Below are 18,245 nucleotides of genomic sequence, written 5' to 3' on the forward strand. Positions count from 1 at the left end.
TGCAACAAAATACCGTTTTTCTTGATTATTTATGTTTTAAGGAGATAATCTTTCGATTTTCCACTCGTCATTGTTATCCTCAGATTCAAAACGTATTCTATCATGTAAACGATTTGGTCTACCCTGCCAGAACTCAAAAGAAAATGGTTTTATACAGTAACCACCCCAAAAGTCTGGTTTTGGGATGATTGTATCTTTATATTTTTCTTCTAAATTTGCTAGTGTTTTTTCGAGAACTTCTCTATTCGAAATCACATTACTTTGTTCAGAAGCCCAAGCTCCAAGTTGGCTACCGCGAGGCCTAGATTGAAAATATTCATTGCTTTTCTCATTCGATATTTTAGCAACTTCTCCTTTAATTATAACCTGTCTTTCCAGATTAGGCCAAAAAAATGAAATACAAACCTTATTATTAGCAGCAATAGCTTTTCCTTTTTCGGATTCATAGTTTGTATAAAACACAAAACCTTTTTCGTCATAGTGCTTTAACAAAACTATTCTTGCTTTCGGAAAACCGTCTAATCCATTGGTGGTAATGGTCATTGCATTAGCTTCTTCTACTCCTCCAGCCTCTTCAACTTCTTTAAACCAAGTAGAAAACAATACAAAAGGAGACTTCTCTAGTGTGTCTTCCTCTAAAGTTTTCTTATCGTATGATTTTCTATAATCTGTAAGATCTCTATTCATTTAACAGTATTCGCAATAATTAATACTGTAAAAGTAAAACAATTTGATTTTAAAAATGCATGAGAAATTTATAAATAAACACTAAATAATTAGCTACCTTTTTAACAATGTTGTGTGATATAAAGAATTAGCTCCATCTATTTGATAGCGTACTATATATAATCCATTAGCAAGATTTGAAATATTTATTGATGCTACATTATTTTCTAATTTTTCTACCAATTGCCCAGTACTGGAATAAATAGACGCAGATTTTATTTTTACATTGTTAGGTAATTCAAAAGTAATAATATCTCTAGCAGGGTTTGGATACAAGAAAATTCCATCATTAGGTTTACTAGTCACTTCATCTATAGAAAGTGTTTGATCATTCATTAAAGCCTGTAAACTTTTATACAAATTCAATCTCCCTCCAGTCGTTGTAATATCTTGTATAGAAGTATTTGGATCTACATTATCCAAAATATAACCTCGTACTTTTCTAGCTGCTTCTTCAGGATCATTAATAGCTAATTCTGCAAAAGAAGTATTTGGTGCAGAATATAATAAAGCAATAGCACCTGTTACGTGTGGAGTTGCACCAGAAGTACCTCCAAATCCTCCATAACCACTTCCAGAAGTGATCGTAAACGCGTTTTCTCCATGAGCACCTAAATCGATCGTAGTTTTACCATAACCTGCAAACTGTACTTTCTCATCATTCTGATTCATATTAGTTACAGTTATTAAAAAATCACTTGGACAAGCTGTTGGCAAATCTCCAACTACATCAATGTCTTGATCATCATTAATAGTTGCACCCGCATTTAATATTCCATTTTCACCAAGTGTATCGTATAATTCACACCATAGTGGAGCATCTCCTGGTTGGCCAAAGTCCACTCCCCAAGAGGCGTTAGTAGCTACAACAAAAGCACCTTTGGCTCCATTAGTTTCATTGTATAATTTTCTGTTATCTAATGCATAAGAGTATGCTCTAATAACCTCTTCTTCTACTCCTGTTCCTCCATCAATAGCCATTACCTTTACATCCCAATTCACACCAGCTACTCCAATACCATTATTCCCTTTTGCACCAATTATACCACTTACGGGAGTTCCATGTCCTAAATCACCAACATTATCGTCATTAGTTGCTGTATTCCATCCTTTTACATCATCAATATATCCATTACCATCATCATCAATACCATTGTCTGCAATTTCCTGTGTATTCATCCAAATATTGTCTTTCATATCTGGATGATCAAACTGAATTCCATCATCAATGACTGCTACTACAATTTCATGTCCATTTGCAGTAGTTCCACCAGTAGTTATATCCCAAGCTTCTTCTGCATCTATATCCTTATCGTTTGCTTGAAAATATTGCCATTGTCTATCAAATTCAGCATCATTAGGAGTAGTAGCTCTTTTAGTAATAATATGATTGACCTGAACTATTTGAGTGTTTCTATTTTTTGAAACATTATTTAAAATAGCTTTCATAGGTGTTTTGTTTTCATCAAAACTAAACTTCCAAATGTTTAATGATTTAGACACCAAAACAGGATTACTCAACTGACTACTAGACCTTTTAAAATCCTGAACAAACTTTTTACCAGAGTATTCTTCGTTTAACTTAACAAGAATTTCTCCTGGAACGTATTTAGCTGTTTGCGCTTTAATCGTAAAGGTTGAATAAAAAAATAGGCAACAAATTAAGATGATATTGGTTTTCATAAATTAGATTTTTTTGAGATTTGTTCATAAGATCACACAAAACTGCAGATCTATTACTGAAACAAACTCATTTATAAAAACCCTAATTTTTATTTAATATTTAAAAACTTTTCCGTCATCTCCTATCTCAACATTTTCAAAAACGGTTTGGGCTTCCTCCTTGAAAAGCTCAATATTGCCATATCTAGTAGAATAATGTCCTAAAATCAAGTTTTTAACGTTTGCTTTTTTAGCGATGGTAGCAGCTTCTATTGCAGTACTATGGCCTGTTTTCTCACATAAATGTTTATGGCTTTCCAAAAATGTAGATTCATGATATAAGGTAGTTACATCCTGAATTAAGGATATCTTTTCTTCATCATATTTTGTATCGCTGCAAAATGCATAACTCTTTGCTGGAGCAGGATCATCTGTTAATTCAGAGTTTGGAATTATACGACCATCATCTAATATTACATCTTTCCCCTTTTTGATGGATTTATAATACACCTTATCGATATCGTAATTAAGCACCTTACTCATAAGCAATTTTCGATCTCCTAATTTTTCCTGAAACAAAAAACCATTACAATAAATGCGATGTTGTAAAGGTATCGTACTTACAATCACTTTATCGTCTTCGAATACAATTTGAGAATCTTCGCTAGTTAGTTCATGAAAAAGCAAGGGATAATCTGTCCAAGAATTTGAAAGTTTTAGTTGTAATGTAATCGCTTCTTTTATTCCTTCAGGGCCATATATATGAAGAGGGTTTTCTCTATTCAACATTCTAAAGGTAGATACTAAACCTACTAATCCATAAAAATGATCTCCATGAAGGTGAGAAATAAAAATATGATTAATCCTAGAAAACTTTATCTTATTCCGTCTTAATTCTACTTGCGTGCCTTCTCCACAATCAATAAGAAAAATGTGATTATTAATTTCTAATACCTGAGATGTAGGATTCGTAAATGTTCTTGGAGTAGCCGAATAACAGCCTAAAATGGTAACTTTCAATTTATTTTATATCTTAATTTTTAAAAAGTTGAAGATAACTTAATCTTATAGATATATCAATATTAACGCCCAAAAGAATCAAATGTAGTAAGCAATTCCATATATCTGTTCGCGGACATTTTTCGGTATCCTGTTGCACCGAGCACCTGGCCTTCTTGATCAATAACAAGAATGACAGGAAATACCATTTTTTTATTATACTGGTTTGCCAAAGAAAAGTTTTTTTCCTGTTGTTCTTCTGATAGACGGTTTTTTTTTCGTTTTGGAAAATCTGCTTTTACCCAAACAAATTTTTCGTCGGCAAACTTTTTAAAATCAGTATTCGAAAAAACTTTTCTCTCTAATTTAATACAAGGTGGACACCAATCAGAACCAGTAAAAAGTAAAACAATATTTTGATTTTTTTCTTTTGCTAATGCTTTAGCTTCTTCAAAATCATATTTCCAGTCTTGTGCAATTACAGTTGTCGAAAGCAACAAAATAAACACAAGAATAAATGGGGCTATTTTATTCATGATAAATAAGACGTTAGAAATTAACTTTGATTACAAAAAATATCAAAGATTTTTAAAAATCCAGATCACGCTCGATTTCTTCCATTTCAATTAAGTCCAAAGCTTCTATCAAAGTTGGAACAATAGTGATCTCTTTTGGCGATTCATCGTAAGATACCTGATCTGTTACTATAACAAATGAACGTTTATTTGCTTTGTGCTTATTTGAGACCCTAAGAAACTCATTGATATCATCAACTGATAGGTTTTTTAAAGAGAATAAGTTAGCAACAATATTATCATTTTTCATTGACTCGTATTTAGTCTCAATGGCTTTCACGAAATCAACAACTGTTGCTTTTTCTTGTGTAATAATGGTTGTAGAACCTTCTTTATTGAATATCATACTATTATTGTTTTATTTTTGAAGCTAAAAGATAAATAACCGCCATTCTCACTGCTACTCCGTTCTGAACCTGATCTAGTATAATGGCTTGTTTAGAATCAGCAACATCACTCGTGATCTCTACACCACGATTGATAGGTCCCGGATGCATTATTACAATCTCCTTATCGAGGTTATCCAACAACCTCTTATTTACTCCAAACTGTTGAGTATATTCCCTTGTGGAAGGGAAATAGCTAATTTCCATTCGTTCATTCTGAACACGTAGCATATTTGCTACATCACACCATTCTAAAGCCTTTATAAGATCCGTTTCTACCGTAACACCGAGTTTTTCTATATGTTTTGGTATTAACGTTTTAGGACCACATACTTTTACCTCTGCTCCTTGAAGCTTAAGCGCAAAAATATTAGACAATGCTACTCTAGAATGTAAAATATCTCCAACTATAACAATTTTTTTTCCTTTTACTTCTCCTAACTTTTCACGGATGGAATAGGAATCCAATAATGCTTGAGTAGGATGCTCATGAGCTCCATCTCCTGCATTTACAATACTTGCATTCACATGCTTAGACAGAAAAACACCAGCACCTGGATTAGGATGTCTCATCACTACCATATCCACCTTCATAGACAAAATATTATTAACTGTATCTATGAGTGTTTCTCCTTTTTTAACGGAGGAAGATGCCGCAGAAAAATTAATAACATCTGCAGATAATCTTTTTTCAGCTAGTTCAAATGATAATCTAGTTCTTGTACTATTTTCAAAAAAAAGATTAGCGATAGTTATATCTCTAAGCGAAGGAACTTTTTTAATAGGTCTATTTATGACTTCTTTAAAATGATCCGCTGTTTCAAAAATGAGGTTAATATCTTCATTGGTAAGATATTTAATTCCTAGTAAGTGATTTACACTTAATTCGCTCATTCTGTATTTAAATTTAATTTTTATCTACTTACAAGATAAACTGCATCTTCTCCTTCATTTTCTATCCAGTTTACCTTTACTTTTTCCTGATTAATCGAATCTACCTGTCTGCCTCTATAATTTGGCTGTATGGGTAAATGTCTGCTAAAACGTCTATCGATTAATGTTAACAATTCTATTTCTAATGGTCTACCAAATGATTGGACAGCTGTTAATGCAGCTCTTATACTTCTTCCTGTGTATAATACATCATCAATGAAAACAACTCTTTTGTCTTCAACGACAAAATTAATATCTGTTTTATTAGCTTCTAAAGGTTTTTCTCCTCGTCTAAAATCATCTCTATAAAAAGTTATATCTAGATACCCTAAATTCAAATTATGGAGTTGATATTCTTCAACAAGAATTTTCTGTAACCTCTTTGCTAAGTAAGTACCTCTCGGTTGTATTCCTATTAAGACTGTATTGTCGAAATCTGTATGATTTTCTATCAATTGACAAGCCAAACGGTGCAGAATAATATCTATCTCTTTTGCACTAAGTAGTAATTTTTGACTCATAATTTCCAAATAGACATTTGGAATACAAATGTAATCAAATTTTAGGATTATTCAATCTTAGATTTCGGATAAAAATAAGCTCTTGTATTTCAAAAACTAATGTTACTTATAAAAGAATTTTATTGTCAGAATGGAATAAAAATTTGTCATTCTTTTATTTCTATCCAAGATCCTCCTAAAGGTTTAGGTTTAAATGGTGCCGCTGTAGGAGTAGGATAAAAATTCTTATACGGATCGTCATAATCATAAATCTTTCCAGATTCTTTATCAATATTATAGGTAATAGCATATTGATCACCAATTTGTATCCTATAATGATCCTTATGTTCTCTAATAGTAATATGCCTTTGTGTTTCAGAATCTAGATAATATTGAGGATCATTTCTATTATTAAGCTGAAAAACTTTAGAGACCATCTTTTTTTTAGCTTCTGTATGTTGATATAAAAAAACTTTACTAAAATGGTCTACAGATTGTTCCTTCTTTTGATTGTATACAATACTTCCGCTGGAACCAGAGACATGATCCATAGAAACATATATGGTTTTTTCTAAATGATACTTTGTATTCATTGGAAAATAACGAATCGGAGAATGCTCTTGAATATCAACTTTTACCGTCAAATCATTATACCATACAGAAATAGTAACTTTATCATTTTTTAAAACTGATTCTGGATCATCTGTTATATCGGTTAAAGCGATGTATACTATTTTTTCTCTCCCCAGCTGCCTGGTTTGACTTACAATCTTCTTAAATTCCTGTAACTCTTCTTCTGTATGCATATGCTGACAATGTAATGAATGTATAAACAAGTTACTTATTACTAATAAAAACAAACCCCTCATTACTACTATAATCTTATGACATCTAAATTCTATAAATTATTAGATTTTTACTACACCGATATCAGTGAATACATAGCACCTACTTTCAGTGTAAAAAAAAGACCGCTCTTTTGGAGCGGTCTTTTAATTTATAAAGAATAAAGAGACTAGTTACCTCCTTTTTCCATTTTAGCTTTAAGATCTGCTAATGCATCGATATCACCAAGAGTGGTTTTCTCTGAATTACTAGCGGCAGCTTTCTTAGCAGCTTGTTTAACGATCTTAGCTTCTTCTTCTTTAAATAAAGCTGTATGAGAAGCTACCACTCTTTTGAATTCTTTATTGAATTCAATGATTTGGAATTCTGCTTCTTCACCTTTAGCTAACTTCTTACCATCTTCTTTCTCTAAGTGACGAGACGGCACGAATGCAACGATATCCTCATTAAACTCGATAGTAGCTCCTTTGTCTACAATCTCCGTAATGGCATGTGTATGCTTAGTTCCCACTGCGAACTCTGTTTCATACTTATCCCAAGGATTATCTTCAGTTTGTTTGTGTCCAAGACTTAACTTACGTCCTTCTACATCTAATTCAAGAACAATAACATCCAACTTATCACCTACATTGGTGAAATCTGATGGGTGCTTGATTTTCTTCGTCCAAGAAAGGTCAGAGATATAAATTAATCCATCAATACCTTCTTCTAATTCTACGAATACTCCAAAGTTCGTAAAGTTACGAACAATACCAGTATGCTTAGAACCTACAGGGTATTTAGATGTAATATCAGTCCATGGATCTGGAGTTAATTGCTTAACACCTAGAGACATTTTACGCTCTTCTCTATCTAAAGTTAAGATTACAGCTTCTACTTCATCACCAACTTTTACGAAATCCTGTGCTGATCTTAAGTGAGTAGACCAAGACATTTCAGAAACGTGGATTAATCCTTCAACTCCTTCTTCAACTTCGATAAACGCACCATAATCAGCGATTACAACTACTTTACCTTTAACCTTATCTCCAACTTTCAACTCATTATCAAGAGCTTCCCAAGGATGCGCTTTCAATTGCTTAAGACCTAATTGGATACGAGTCTTAGCCTCATCAAAGTCTAAGATTACAACGTTTAATTTCTGATCAAGTTCAACGATCTCATTTGGATGATTGATTCTAGACCAAGAAAGATCAGTAATATGGATAAGTCCGTCAACTCCTCCAAGATCAACGAATACACCGTAAGAAGTAACATTCTTAACAGTACCTTCTAATACTTGACCTTTTTCTAACTGACCGATAATTTCTTTCTTCTGCTCTTCGATATCTGCTTCGATAAGCGCTTTGTGAGATACTACAACGTTTTTAAACTCGTGGTTGATTTTAACAACTTTAAATTCCATTGTTTTACCTACATATGCATCATAATCACGGATTGGTTTTACATCAATCTGAGAACCTGGTAAGAACGCCTCGATTCCGAATACGTCTACGATCATTCCTCCTTTAGTTCTACACTTAACAAATCCATTTACGATTTCACCAGTATCATGAGCGTTATTTACTCTATCCCAAGCCTTAATTACTCTAGCTTTACGGTGAGATAAAATTAACTGACCTGTAGCGTCTTCACGTACATCAATTAAAACCTCTACCTTATCACCTACTTTAAGATCTGGGTTGTAACGAAATTCATTTAATGAAATTACACCTTCACTCTTTGCATTAATATCAATGATAGCGTCACGATCTGTAATATTAATTACTGTTCCCTCTACTACCTCATCGTTTAAGGTGTCTACAAAATTTTCTGCAACTAGCTTTTCAAACTCTTCTAATTTTGAATCTGCGATTGGGTCGATACCTTCCTCATAGTTATGCCAGTTAAAATCTTTTAAAAATTGCTCAGGGTTTTCTTGTTGAGGAGAAGCTGCAGGAGCTGCTTTTGGAGCCTCTACTTCCTGAACATCTGTGTTTTTTGTTTCTTCAGACATTGAAGATAAAATTTGTATCCTGTATTTATTTGAGAATCAATACGAAAACTTATACAGAAGTGTTAAATTAAATTATTTTTATCCTTTTCTATTCTCTTACTCGTTAAAAAGGGCTGCAAAAATACAATTTAATTTATTAGAAAGCAAAGTATTACGTATTAATAAAATAAAGAAAGTTCTATAACTAGACTTACACCTTTCGTGTACTATTAATTATATTTTTTAATTTCTAAAACAGCGTTTTCAAATCCATCTACAGGTTGATAAAGATTCGTTCTAACTCTATTATGCAAAAGAATTGTCATCGAATCAAAAAATTCACTTGTGGATAAAATATTTTCATCTTTAACCTGAAATATTAATGTTGTATCCTCACTAATTGGTTCGGACAAAGTCCCTTGATATTCTCCTTGATCTAATCTAATCCAATCAATAGATATATTTAATTCATTCAATAAACTTGTTTCTATCGGGTCATTTTCGTCACTTTGTGTTAAGAGAGCGGCATATATTTGATATTGTCTTTCTACATTACAGATATACTCTGTGGATATTATCTCGTTTGTTTCTAGACTACCATTGGCATTAGTATCCAAACCCGACTCTATTTTTATCCCTCCATTTTCACAATTAATACCTGCTGGTTCTCCTATTGTTTCTATTAGACTATTTAAACCATTTTGTCCAGAAATTCCATCCTCACCATCGGAACAACTATTTAAACAAATCATTATGAAAAGAAATATATTTATTTTTAAAACACTGAAATTTTTACACATATTCATTTTAATTTATTCTTTGAAACGATATAACTATACCTAAAACCTTTAATACTTTATGATTTCAAATTCACTTCTTCGGTTGATCTGATGATCTTCCTCCGAACAATTCTTTGCATTACAATCAATTAAGGGAATAGACTCTCCGAAACCTTCAAACTTCATTCTTCTCGCATTTACATAACCAACTAAGGCAAGATAATTACGTGTTGATTCTGCTCTCTTTTCGGAAAGTACCTGATTATATGAATCTGTACCCCTACTATCTGTATGTGAAGAAATTTTAATATAAACACTTTTATATTTCTCTAACTTTAAGGCAAACTCATCTAGTACCTTTTTAGAATCTGCTCTTATATTCCACTTGTCATAATCAAAATAAATCGGTGGAAGATCAAAATATAGTTTTCCATTTTTTTCTATCACTGGAGGGCCTACCTTATCGTTCAATAAGGTGTTACGTAATTTTTCTCCTGTTAAGTTTTCCTTGTTGGTAACTATGTCTTTGTTAGGAGCAGTTGTATTATTTTCATCATTACTATTTTCCTCTGCTACAGAAACTATTTCTTTATCCAGATAAATCACATAAACTTCATTCTCTTTTTCCTTTACTATAATTGATTTTGTTTTGCTCTTGTAGCCTTTTGCAGTAGCTGTGAAATCATATTTACCAGGAAATAAGGATATGGTAAAAAATTCTTGTTTGTCTAGCTTACCTTCGTGCAATTGATTTTCTAAATTCGAAACAGATATATCCGCATTGGGTATATAGGAATCTGAAGCAAAATCTTTAACCGTGAATCTAGCTTTATATTCCTTAAGAAATATTTCTCCTATCTGAGAAAAAGAATAGATATCATCATCTGTTTTATTTTTTCTATTTGAAGCAAAAAAACCATCTGTTTCATTATAATATGTAAGAGAAAAATCATCGTACCTAGAATTAATAGGTGCTCCAAGGTTAACAGGTTTTATGAAAACATTATTTTTTCTTTCTGATACAAAGAGATCCATCATCCCTAAACCTAAATGACCATTAGAAGAAAAAAACAAATGGCCATCTTTAGATATAAACGGAAACTGTTCTCTATTATCAGTATTGATAGTGGCACCAAGATTTACAGGCTCATCATACGTGCCATCTTGATTAACAAGCACTCTATAGATATCAAAATCACCATATCCACCAGGCATGTTAGACGAAAAATATAATATCTTACCATCCGAGGAAAGTGATGGATGTTCTACAGAATAGTTTGTATTATTAAAAGGAAGCTTTTCTGGAGTTTGCCAAATACCATCTATCTTGGTTGATTTATATAAGAATATTGAGTTATTTCCTATACTATCGTATTTCTTTTTGCCTTTTTCAGAATTACTTTTAGAAAAGTAAATGGTGTTGCCGTCTTTGGTAAAACAAAAATTACCTTCATGCAATTTAGAGTTAATCTCTCCCGAAATTTTTTCTATATCAGTTGTTGGTATATTTTTCTCATTCACCTGAACCTTATAAATATCTAAAAACGGACGATGAGTCCATTTATAGCTTTTATCCATAAAACCATTAGAATTCCTATCAGAGCTGAAATAAATGGCACTATCTACCTTAACTGCAGCAAACTCTGATGCATTGGAATTAATTTTTAGAGGACTAATGGTATAGTCGTCATCTTTTAGTTTAAAGGCCTCAATAACAGCTACGGCACTTTCTCTATGTAATTCTTCTGATTTGTTTTTCTTATACAAAGCCAGAAACTCAACTGCTTTTTCATATTTTCCTAAAGCAGAAAGTACTTGATACATTTTAAAATTATACGAATTATCGTAACTCTTATCTTTTGCATAAAACTTTCCAGAAGTCAAGATTTTAAGATACCGATATGCCTTTTGAAACTGAAAAGTATTATAATATGAGGTAGATATCTTTTCTAATATATCTTTTCTATACCCTTCTCTATTGAGTTCTTCCTCATATTGCAGCGCTGCATTGATATAGTCTCCTGTTTCAAAAAAACGATCTGCTCTACTCTTTCTTTGGGAAAAAATAGTTTGTCCGATCAATAGGACGAATACAAATAGTAACTTAGTTTTCATATTTTAATAAAATCTTGGAGATGTATATTTATTGCTAAGATTGAGTAAATCGATATTATAAAGAAGAATAATTTCATGACTTCCGTTATTATACCCACTTAATTCACTAGTACTAAAATCATATGCATATCCCACTTTTAAATTTCTGGTAATATTAAATCCCGCCAGCGCAATAAAAGCATCTTCATAGCGGTAAGAAACTCCTAGTTCGAATTTATTATAGATTAAGGAATTTAAAGAAATATCAAAGGTTAATGGTGAATCCAAAACCTGTTTGATTACTAAAGACGGTTTTAGTTTTACCTCATCAACCAAATCAAAAACAAAACCAGTAACCCCATATAAATGGGTTTTTGATCTAGATACACCTACTCCATCTATATCAACGTCATTAGGTAGTAAATTTGGCGATGAAATTCCGGCATAAAAGTTATTAGAAAACAAGAATAGGCCTGCTCCCAGATTAAGTTGCAAAGAAGAGTTGTTATCGGAAAATGCAGGATCATCGGACACATCAGATCCTATGGCATTAAACTGAAAACTTGTAATACCAGCTTTTAAACCATATGATAACTTAAATTTATCAGAAATACGAGTGATATATGCAAAATCAACATTAAAATAATTATTATTGGTACGAATCGCTTCTCCAATTCTATCATTTACATAGTTTACGCTCAACTCTATCTTTTCGTTTAACGGGATATTACCAAAAACATTTGCTGTTTCGGGTGAACCTTCTATTCCAGTCCACTGTTTTCTATATAAAAGACCGGTAGAAATAAGCCCTCTTTGATTCGTTACATAAGCTGGATTTACCGTACTCATGTTATACATATACTGGGAATATTGTGGATCCTGCTGTGCATACATCACCGAGCAGAAAACAAGTGCTATACTTAAAATTAATCGTGATCTCATGAACTATTTATCTGCTTAGGTAAAAACTTCCTTGAATTGGAAAATTATTTTCAAAATTGGGAGTAAAAATATAGAAATAGGTTCCAGAAGGAAGATCATCTCCTAATCGCAAAGAAACGTTACTTTCTCCTCTAAATTCTTCTGTATCTCTATTCCCTTCATATACTAAAGCTCCGTATCTGTTGTATATTTTTAAATCAAAATCTGGAAATGCAATTGGAATATTAAATTGATCCTCTATAAACAGATCAAAAGTGTCATTTTGGTTATTTCCATCTGGAGATACTCCATCCTGAAAATCCAACGCACATAATTCTCCATTAGAAAACCGTTCTCCCATATCTAGGATATTTATTTGTACCATTACTCGTTCTGATTCACAATTATCAGCATCAACCGTAGCTATATAAAAAACCTGATTATCGAAGAGTAAAGGGTTATCAATAATTGGCATATCACTTTCTAGACTAGCATACCAATTATAATTGAGTACATCGACCTCTATATCATCTAGCCTTTTAGCATCCAGAATACAAAACTCTTGATCAGGTACATTTGGTTCTGGTAAATCAATTATTTGTACTTCCACATTTAATGAAGATTGATCACAAGGAGCAGAATTAGGAATAACATATCTAAAATTGTATATCATATTAACCTCATTATCTGGATTAGGAAGTAGATCAAATTCCACCACACCTTCGGGAGTTAGCGCACCGGTATTTTCAATATCCTCAAAACTTCCAATTCTAGGAGTATCATTGTCTAGCAGTGTAAATAGATTCACACGACCGTCTATTTCACAAAAAGAAGCACTACGATCATTTCCTATTTCTACAGGCTCTACTATTTCTATAGTTACTGTAGCTTGATCTTGACCAGTACATCCAGCATTACCACCTACGGTGTAAACATAATTTCCAGGACCCAAGATTGGTAACGTAAGATCTGTAGCATCAAAAACTCCTAAATGATCTGGTGAGGTATATCCGAAAGGACCTGTCCATATTCCTGTTGGATCAGGATTTCCTTCCAATAGATTAAAAAGAGTAACGGTCAAATTATCTGAACATACGGTAACAGCAGTTCCACTTCCAGCACCTGCATCAGCTTCTTTATATATTGTAAATTCAAGTGTAGCTTCATCTACACATCCTGAAGGATTCATTGTCGTATGTGTAAATGCATAAGAAATAGGATCCACTATATCTACAGGAACTATAAAAATATCATCGACTATAACATTCATATCATCTGTCCAAACTCCTTCTGCTATTTCTCTCCCATCTGAGTTGAGTAAACTGCGTAAACTAAATTGATCATTAGAACTTTGACAAATATTTAGACCTACTGTATCCTGTCCTGCGTAATCATAAGGCAAAATCTCAATCGTGACAATAGTAGAAATCGAAGCGCAAGGATTACTATCTATGCTAATAGGATTACATACGTCATCCGAAAATAAAAATGTAACGTCGCAGCTCTGTCTGGGAATCACATCATATCGAAATCTATAAGTTCCTGGATTTGCATTAGCAATATTAATTGGTCCAAGATGTTGCTCATCTTCAGGTAGATCATTTAGATTATTTTCTAAATTCAGGTCTCCATTTGAAGGCACTCCTCCAACAAAGGTCCAAAAGGCAAAATCATCAGCAATTGAACCATCCATATATTCATATCCAGGTTCAAATTCAAGTAGATCAAAAAGATTAATTTGATCTGGAGAAGAATTAGGACAAATTTCTTCCACTGAATTCTCAGGAGCAAATGGCCTTAATTCTTCATAAATCACGAAGGTAACCGTTTCTTCGTCATTTGGACAAATAGGAGATCTACTGTTGATTTTATAGGTATAACTAAAATTCACACAACTAAAACCAGGAACATAGTCTGGAGAAGCTCTAAAAACGTCGTAAACCTCTTTTAAATTAATTGTTGAATCTGTGGCACTTGTAATTTGACCAGTATTATCATCATCTTCCCAACTTCCTCCTGTATCTTCTCTTGTTAAAAATCTATCTTCAAAAAGATTAATATTCTCATCCCACAAATCAATATCACTTTCACAAATCGTAAATGATGATCCGTAACCAGCTGTCACCGGTCTTACTACTGTTATTTGGACATCAACAAAATCCGTTACACAAGTATCTACATTTAAAACAGTATATCTAAAACTAAAATCTTCACTATCTACAGGAAAACCTCCGTTATCGTCTATAGTAGTGGCAAAATTTGCACCTTGTAATATATAAGGATTTGCTGGTTGAGGACCTGTGTAGGTCCACTCACCATTTAAATGAGGAAGTGCAAAACCTTCTCTAGATTCCAGGGTATCAAATAGATTGATATCAACTTCGATACCAGGTTGGCAAATATCATCATTATCACATACTGGAAAGAATCCCGTAGTAGCAGCAATCCCAGCGTAAGGCCCAAGCTTTAGATTAACTCTAACTCTATACCCACTTGGACAATTGGGGTTTATAAGATCAAAAAAATAATCCCCAGAGGCATCTCTTAATTGCCACAATCTTAAAATACCAGAAGACTCTATGCCCTCTTCCCCTTCTTCTATTCCAGTTGATTCCCAAGAATCACCAGATTCGGGAACAATACCTGTTTCATTATATAAATTAATTATTCCATCGGGGTTACCATCATTATCAAAGTCAATGGTTTCCATATCACAAACAGTTATTGTCTGTGTAGTGTTACATTGAGCAAATAGTTTTTTTGTGACCCCAAAAAACAGAAATACAATCAAAAAGTGTTTTACGTAATATTTTTTCAAGATGAATTGGTTTAAGTGTAAGTATCATTTCATCACATTTTGTTACTATCAAAAGTGAAATAAAATTGATTAATATTCTAAAAGTATGTAAATATTAAAAAAAGTGATTTAAAAACACTATGATTTATATTAAGATTGATGCCTTTTTTAGTAACGAAATTTTCCCCTTCATCAAATAAGAGAGAAAAAAGGTACATAAAAGAATATACCAAACAAGATTTTCATAAATGAATTAATCATTTACGAAGTATCAAATCAATTATTCTAAAAGTTCGTTTAAAACTTATCGTAGCATCACTATGATAATTTGGAAGTAAAACACATTAAAATCAGTTAGTGTCTATCTTTTAAAACCTCAACAATATCATTTAATTTATATCCTTTTGCTTGTAACAAAATTAAATAATGAAAAAGTAGATCTGCGCTTTCATCTAAAAACAATTTTTCATTATCATCTTTAGCTTCAATAACAACTTCTACAGCTTCTTCTCCTACTTTTTGAGCAACCTTATTGATCCCTTTTCTAAATAAAGATGCTACATAAGATTTTGAATCATCTTGATTTTCCTTTCTGTTTTGAATAACATTTTCTAACTCGGTTAAAAAGCCAAAAGTCTGTGTATTATTTTGAGCCCAACAGGTATCATCACCTTTATGACAAGTCGGACCTACAGGATCCACTGTTATTAATAATGTGTCTTTGTCACAATCATTTTTTATATCTATCAGATTTAAAAAGTTGCCACTTTCTTCTCCTTTTGTCCATAATCGTTTTTTAGTTCTACTAAAAAAAGTAACCTTTTTTGTGTCAACTGTCTTCTGATAAGCTTCTTCATTCATGTACCCTAACATTAGTACATTTTTCGTTAAAGCATCTTGTATAATTGCTGGCACTAATCCATCATTATTTTTATCGAAATTTATTTCCATCATTAAGTTTTATAACTTCACAATTGAAGTGAAATATATTGATTGTATGTTATTTTGGTATAAGCTCTCCCGAATGTAAAAGCATAATGTAATTATAATCTAACGGGAATGTCATTCTTTTTTAATTCTTTCTTTAGATCTTCTATTTCTATTTCCTTGAAATGAAAGACACTAGCAGCCAATGCTGCATCTGATTTACCTTCCTTAAAAGTATCCACAAAATGCTTAATATTTCCTGCTCCTCCAGAAGCAATAATAGGTATATTAAGTTCTGTAGATAATCTTGCTAATGCTTCATTTGCGAAACCATCTTTAGTACCATCATTATCCATTGACGTAAACAAGATTTCTCCAGCTCCTCTTTCTTCCACTTCCTTTGCCCAATCAAAAAGATTTAATTCCGTAGGTACTTTTCCTCCAACCAAATGTACTTTCCATTCTCCATCTATTTGTTTAGCGTCTATCGCTACAGTGATACACTGACTTCCAAATTTACCGGCTAATTCATTAATCAATTGTGGATTTTTTACTGCAGAAGAATTCACTGAAACTTTATCTGCTCCATTTTTTAGCAATATATCAACATCTTCCACGGAAGAAATCCCTCCTCCTACAGTAAATGGAATATTTACTTTTTCTGCTACTTTCAGCACTAAATTTGCTAATGTTTTTCTTCTCTCTTCTGTTGCAGAAATATCTAAAAATACTAATTCATCTGCTCCTGCTTTAGAATAGATATCTGCTAATTCTACCGGATCACCTGCATCTCTTAAATCTACAAAGTTCACTCCTTTTACAGTACGCCCGTTTTTAATATCTAAACAAGGTATGATTCGTTTTGTAAGCATTACTTATCGTTGTTTTTTATATTTAAGTCCATACCGTCGTAAAAACCTAAATCTTTGTTTTTTAATTGTTTTGTCCAAAATGCAATTTGCCCAGTATGATATGATAAATGCTCTGTCACATGAATAGCAATACCAATTCCAGAAAAATTAAAACCTTGCACTTCTCTTTTTCTTTGATACTCTGCGGTTGAACAAGTATTGATGATCTTTTTAGCTTTAGTAATTGTAGCAGTTAATTTGGTTAACAATTCCGATTTGGACAATCCATCGGTAATACTAAATTCTGCATCTCGATCTCTATTATCTTCTAAATTCCCTAAAGACGAGATTGCGTATTGTGTAATATTACCACATAAATGTAAAATCAAATTACCAATACTATTCGAAGATTCATTAAACCGTTTCCATATATCCTCTTCAGAAAGTTGATCAAAGCTAATGGTAATCATTCGGACACTTTCATCTAATCTGTAGATGATTTGTTCTTTAAAATCCTGAATTATCTCTGAATCCATTGTTAGTTTATTTGAAGAATATAGTTTTCTAATTGTTTTAAGCTAATTCTGTTCTCATATATTGCTTTTCCGATGATGGTTCCTTCACATCCAATCTCTGCCAATTTAGGTAATTCATCAAACGCCGAAATTCCACCAGAGGCAATTAATTTTATATGCTCGGAATTATCCAAGATCTTTTTATAAAGATCAAATGAAGGTCCTTGTAACATACCATCCTTACTAATATCAGTACATATTACATAAGAAACTCCTTCTTTTTGGTATTCTTGAATAAATGGAATTAGTTCTTTATCGCTTTCTTCCAACCAACCACTCACTGCAATTTTCTCATGATGAGCATCTGCTCCAAGAATTATCTTATCATTACCAAACTTAGATAACCAAGATTTAAAAGTTTCAGGATTCTTCACTGCAATACTTCCACCTGTAATTTGGTTTGCACCACTTTCAAAAGCAATCTTAAGATCTTCGTCCGTTTTTAGTCCACCACCAAAATCAATTTTAAGACTTGTTTTAGATGCTATTTGTTCCAAAACTTTGTGATTGACTATATGCTTCGATTTAGCACCATCCAAATCTACCAAATGTAAATACTGAATTCCATGTGCTTCAAACTCTTTAGCTACTTCTAGCGGATTTTCATTATATATTTTCTTGGTATCATAATCTCCCTTAGAAAGTCTGACACATTTTCCTTCTATAATATCTATTGCTGGTATTATTCTCATTTTTTTC

General features: G+C 32.4%; 17 protein-coding genes. All 17 read right to left on the bottom strand.

Annotated elements, in window-relative coordinates:
* Nucleotides 1-36: 36 nt before the first annotated feature.
* The 17 genes from pdxH to hisA all read right to left on the bottom strand — a co-directional run bounded on the left by pdxH (nucleotide 37) and on the right by hisA (nucleotide 18,238).
* Nucleotides 37-687, bottom strand: a complete 651-nt coding sequence (gene pdxH, locus ACWNT5_RS09735) for a pyridoxamine 5'-phosphate oxidase (protein ID WP_299897361.1) — start codon at nucleotides 685-687, stop codon at nucleotides 37-39.
* A gap of 93 nt (nucleotides 688-780) precedes the next feature.
* Complete coding sequence (locus ACWNT5_RS09740) at nucleotides 781-2,409, bottom strand: S8/S53 family peptidase (protein WP_456517237.1); 1,629 nt, start codon at nucleotides 2,407-2,409, stop codon at nucleotides 781-783.
* A gap of 93 nt (nucleotides 2,410-2,502) precedes the next feature.
* Entirely contained in the window at nucleotides 2,503-3,408 is a 906-nt protein-coding gene (locus tag ACWNT5_RS09745; protein WP_456517238.1) for a ribonuclease Z, read from the bottom strand.
* A gap of 62 nt (nucleotides 3,409-3,470) precedes the next feature.
* Nucleotides 3,471-3,923, bottom strand: coding sequence for a thioredoxin family protein (locus ACWNT5_RS09750; protein ID WP_299897369.1), 453 nt, complete (start codon nucleotides 3,921-3,923; stop codon nucleotides 3,471-3,473).
* Nucleotides 3,924-3,975: 52 nt separating this feature from the next.
* Nucleotides 3,976-4,308, bottom strand: a complete 333-nt coding sequence (locus tag ACWNT5_RS09755; RefSeq protein WP_299600899.1) for a ribonuclease Z — start codon at nucleotides 4,306-4,308, stop codon at nucleotides 3,976-3,978.
* A gap of 4 nt (nucleotides 4,309-4,312) precedes the next feature.
* On the bottom strand, nucleotides 4,313-5,242 hold the full coding sequence (locus ACWNT5_RS09760; protein ID WP_299600896.1) for an aspartate carbamoyltransferase catalytic subunit: 930 nt from the start codon (nucleotides 5,240-5,242) through the stop codon (nucleotides 4,313-4,315).
* A 20-nt stretch (nucleotides 5,243-5,262) separates the two neighbouring features.
* Nucleotides 5,263-5,802: a bifunctional pyr operon transcriptional regulator/uracil phosphoribosyltransferase PyrR gene (gene pyrR, locus ACWNT5_RS09765; RefSeq protein ID WP_299600894.1), complete on the bottom strand. Its 540-nt coding sequence runs from the start codon at nucleotides 5,800-5,802 to the stop codon at nucleotides 5,263-5,265.
* Nucleotides 5,803-5,948: 146 nt separating this feature from the next.
* The gene (locus ACWNT5_RS09770; RefSeq protein WP_299897371.1) at nucleotides 5,949-6,587 is read right to left on the bottom strand and encodes a hypothetical protein; all 639 of its coding nucleotides are present in this window, start codon (nucleotides 6,585-6,587) and stop codon (nucleotides 5,949-5,951) included.
* Between the two features lie 209 nt (nucleotides 6,588-6,796).
* Nucleotides 6,797-8,623 (bottom strand): 30S ribosomal protein S1, encoded by a 1,827-nt coding sequence (gene rpsA, locus ACWNT5_RS09775; protein WP_299600890.1) that lies wholly within the window; start codon nucleotides 8,621-8,623, stop codon nucleotides 6,797-6,799.
* 209 nt (nucleotides 8,624-8,832) lie between these two features.
* Nucleotides 8,833-9,354 (bottom strand): DUF7151 family protein, encoded by a 522-nt coding sequence (locus ACWNT5_RS09780; RefSeq protein ID WP_456517239.1) that lies wholly within the window; start codon nucleotides 9,352-9,354, stop codon nucleotides 8,833-8,835.
* 96 nt (nucleotides 9,355-9,450) lie between these two features.
* Nucleotides 9,451-11,496 carry an OmpA family protein gene (locus ACWNT5_RS09785; protein ID WP_456517240.1) on the bottom strand — a complete coding sequence of 682 codons (2,046 nt, stop codon included), beginning with the start codon at nucleotides 11,494-11,496 and terminating at the stop codon, nucleotides 9,451-9,453.
* Nucleotides 11,497-11,499: 3 nt separating this feature from the next.
* Complete coding sequence (locus ACWNT5_RS09790) at nucleotides 11,500-12,417, bottom strand: PorP/SprF family type IX secretion system membrane protein (protein ID WP_456517241.1); 918 nt, start codon at nucleotides 12,415-12,417, stop codon at nucleotides 11,500-11,502.
* 7 nt (nucleotides 12,418-12,424) lie between these two features.
* Nucleotides 12,425-15,214, bottom strand: coding sequence for a T9SS type B sorting domain-containing protein (locus ACWNT5_RS09795; RefSeq protein WP_456517242.1), 2,790 nt, complete (start codon nucleotides 15,212-15,214; stop codon nucleotides 12,425-12,427).
* A 333-nt stretch (nucleotides 15,215-15,547) separates the two neighbouring features.
* A complete protein-coding gene (gene hisIE, locus ACWNT5_RS09800) occupies nucleotides 15,548-16,144 on the bottom strand; it encodes a bifunctional phosphoribosyl-AMP cyclohydrolase/phosphoribosyl-ATP diphosphatase HisIE (protein WP_299600878.1) in 597 nt (198 codons plus the stop codon).
* Nucleotides 16,145-16,236: 92 nt separating this feature from the next.
* Entirely contained in the window at nucleotides 16,237-16,992 is a 756-nt protein-coding gene (gene hisF, locus ACWNT5_RS09805) for an imidazole glycerol phosphate synthase subunit HisF (RefSeq protein WP_299600875.1), read from the bottom strand.
* Nucleotides 16,992-17,507, bottom strand: coding sequence for a DinB family protein (locus ACWNT5_RS09810; RefSeq protein ID WP_299600873.1), 516 nt, complete (start codon nucleotides 17,505-17,507; stop codon nucleotides 16,992-16,994). The genes hisF and ACWNT5_RS09810 overlap by 1 nt, the downstream gene beginning before the upstream one ends.
* Before the next feature lie 2 nt (nucleotides 17,508-17,509).
* On the bottom strand, nucleotides 17,510-18,238 hold the full coding sequence (gene hisA / locus ACWNT5_RS09815; RefSeq protein WP_456517243.1) for a 1-(5-phosphoribosyl)-5-[(5-phosphoribosylamino)methylideneamino]imidazole-4-carboxamide isomerase: 729 nt from the start codon (nucleotides 18,236-18,238) through the stop codon (nucleotides 17,510-17,512).
* Nucleotides 18,239-18,245: the final 7 nt, after the last annotated feature.

The organism is Aquimarina sp. 433, from assembly GCF_054054605.1.